This window comes from Actinomadura logoneensis, from assembly GCF_003428695.1.
GTDB classification, from domain to species: Bacteria; Actinomycetota; Actinomycetes; order Streptosporangiales; family Streptosporangiaceae; genus Spirillospora; species Spirillospora logoneensis.
Window position 1 is genome coordinate 1 of the sequence record NZ_QURH01000663.1, and the last position, 2,692, is coordinate 2,692.

At 73.4% G+C, this 2,692-nt stretch carries 3 protein-coding genes; 2 read left to right on the top strand and 1 reads right to left on the bottom strand.

Annotated features, from left to right (window positions below):
- A partial coding sequence (locus DZF91_RS42255; RefSeq protein ID WP_235834543.1) for a hypothetical protein occupies positions 1 to 399 on the bottom strand: 399 nt, incomplete at its 3' end.
- Between DZF91_RS42255 and DZF91_RS42260 the strand changes: the two genes are divergently transcribed.
- Complete coding sequence (locus DZF91_RS42260; RefSeq protein WP_235834544.1) at positions 389 to 847, top strand: FHA domain-containing protein; 459 nt, start codon at positions 389 to 391, stop codon at positions 845 to 847. The two genes, DZF91_RS42255 and DZF91_RS42260, sit on opposite strands and share 11 nt — an antisense overlap.
- A gap of 127 nt (positions 848 to 974) precedes the next feature.
- Positions 975 to 2,597 (top strand): MFS transporter, encoded by a 1,623-nt coding sequence (locus DZF91_RS25300; RefSeq protein ID WP_117359727.1) that lies wholly within the window; start codon positions 975 to 977, stop codon positions 2,595 to 2,597.
- The last annotated feature ends 95 nt before the right edge of the window (positions 2,598 to 2,692 follow it).

A 2,692-nucleotide genomic window follows, 5' to 3' on the forward strand; every position in this document is an offset into this window, starting at 1 on the left:
CGCGGGCGGCCCGCCCGCGCAGTCAGCGCAGTCAGCGCAATCCGCGAAGGCAGCGCGGTCCGCGCAGCCCGCGGGGGCCACGCCGACCGTGAAGCCCGCGCCGTCCGCGTCGGCCGGGCAGGGCGGGAAGCCCTCGCGGCCCGCGGTGGACTCGTCGCCGCGGACGCGCATCGAGTACAAGGCACCCGCACCGGCATCGGCCGCCGAATCCTCCGGCGGCTCGTCCCCGAGCCGGTCGGCCGAGCCGTCGGCCTCGTCGCCCAGGTCGTCGTCGCCGGGAGCGTCCTCGCCCGGTTCGTCCTCGCCCGGTTCGTCCTCGCCCGGTTCGTCCTCGCCGGGGTCGTCGTCGCCGGGGCGGTCGATGCCCGAGCCACCGCACGTGCTCGGCGTGAACTGCAAGAACCACCACTTCAACGATCCCCGGGCGCGCTACTGCGCGGTCTGCGGGATCTCGATGATGCAGGCGACGCTCGCCCCCTTCAAGGGGCCGCGTCCGCCGCTCGGCATCCTGCTCGTGGACGACGGCCAGACCGTCCCGCTGGCCGCCGACCTGCTGATCGGCCGGGAGCCGCGGCGCGCGCCGGAGGTGGCCGAGCGGCGCGCGATCCCGATGCGGCTGACCGACGAGGACGGCTCGATCTCGCGGCGGCACACCCTGGTCTCGCTGGACGGCTGGCAGGTGCGCCTGGTCGACCTGGGGTCGGTCAACGGCACGGCGGTCAGGCCGCCGGGCGCGGCCGACTTCGAGCGCATCCCGCCGCACACCCCGGTGAAGCTCGTCCCCGGGACGGCCGCCCGCATCGGCGCGTCCAGAACGTTCCGATTCGAGTCGAACCGGGAACCCTGATCACGCGTCCGATCTTCGTCCCTGACCGAACCCCCGGCACGCGCCGCACCCCGGTGCGCGCCGCCCGGCACTTCCACGCATTCCGCATCTGGCCATCCCCCCGAGTCCGGAAGGACGACCCCACGCCATGCGAGCACGCTCCACGAGCGGCCCTGCCTATGCCCACCCCCCCTTCTTCTGGGGCGGCTTCGTCGCCTGCGTCGCGGGGGTGCTGCTGCACCTGCCGATGTACCTGCACGCCAAGGACATGCACTACCACCTGGCCGGCATGCCCATGGACACCCCGATGATGATCGGGATGGTCCTCATCGTGGTGGGGCTGGTGGCCGTCGGCTACGGCCTGGTCCCGCGCGACTTCCTGAAGAAGGCCCCGCCCGCCGAGCTGCGCGTCCGCGCCGAGGACGGCACCGGGCTCCGGCCCGCGCACATCGCGCTGATCGCCGTGCTGACGGCGGCCGTCACCATCGACGCCATGAAGCCGATCTCGCTCGGGTTCACCGCGCCGGGCGTGGCGAAGGAGTACGGGCTGAAGTCGGCCCTCAACCCGCACGGCGACCTGCCCGTGGCGTGGCTGCCGTTCTTCGGGCTCACCGGCACCGCCGTGGGCTCGTTCCTGTGGGGGTGGCTGGGCGACCGCATCGGGCGGCGCGCGGCCATCCTGTTCGCCGGGGTCCTGTTCGTGACCACGGCGACGTGCGGCGCGATGCCGTCCTTCGGCTGGAACCTGGCGATGTGCTTCCTGATGGGCGCGGGCGCCGGGGGCATGCTGCCGATCACGTTCTCGCTGCTCGCCGAGACGATCCCCGGACGGCACCGCGGCTGGGTGATGGTGCTCATCGGCGGCACGCTCGCGCTCGCCTACGTGGTGACGAGCTGGCTGTCGGCCGAGCTCGTCCCGACGTACTCGTGGCGCATCCTGTGGCTGGTGGGCATGCCGACCGGCGTGACGCTGATCCTGCTGAACCACTGGATCCCCGAGTCGCCCCGGTTCCTGCTCTCGCACGGCCGTGAGGAGGAGGCCCGGACCGTGATGGCCCGCTACGGTGCGTCCCTGGTGGAGGTCACCGAGCAGGAGGCGGAGCCGGACGCCGAGGCCGACGCGGGGGCGCACGGCGGTTTCGGACGGCTGTTCCGGCCGCCGTTCGCCGGGCTCACCGTCGCGGTCGTCGTGCTCGGGCTCGGCATCGGGCTGGTCACCTACGGCTTCCAGCTCTGGATCCCGTCCAACCTGCAGAAGCTCGGACTCCCCCAGGCCACCGCCGACCGGGCGCTGCGCGACTCGGCGCTGCTGGGCCTGCCGCTGGTGTTCCTCGCCGCCGCCCTCTACGGCCTGTGGAGCGCGAAGAAGACGATCCTGCTGTTCACCGCCCTGGTCGCCGTCGCGCTCGGGGTGCTGACCTTCGCCGGGGACGACCTGGCCAAGCACCGCGACTGGCTGTACGTGCTGCTCGCGGGGCCGATCGTCGGGACGAGCGTCATCGCGTCCGTCCTGGCCGCCTACAGCTCCGAGATCTACCCGACGCGGATCCGCTCGCGCGGCTCGGGCCTGTCGGCCGGGGTCGGCAAACTCGGCGGCGTGCTGGTGACGATCTTCCTGGTGGCGGGCATCGCGGCGCCGTCCATCGGGCTCACCGCGCTGCTCGGCGTCGTCCCGCTCGGCCTCGCGGTCGTGGCGGTCGCGGTGTTCGGCGTCGAGACCCGCAAGAGCGCGCCGAAGGTGACCGCGAGCGTCGCCGCGGCCGAGACGTAAAGACCTCCGGAAGCCGTTGGACGGCAGAGCGAACGTCGTCCGTGAACGGCGAGGGCGGCGGTGCGGGGCCCCGTGGTGGACGCCCCGCACCGCCG

Coding starts and splice junctions, on each gene's coding strand:
- DZF91_RS25300 (WP_117359727.1), top strand. CDS start 975: ATGCGAGCACGCTCCACGAGCGGCCCTGCCTATGCCCACCCCCCCTTC.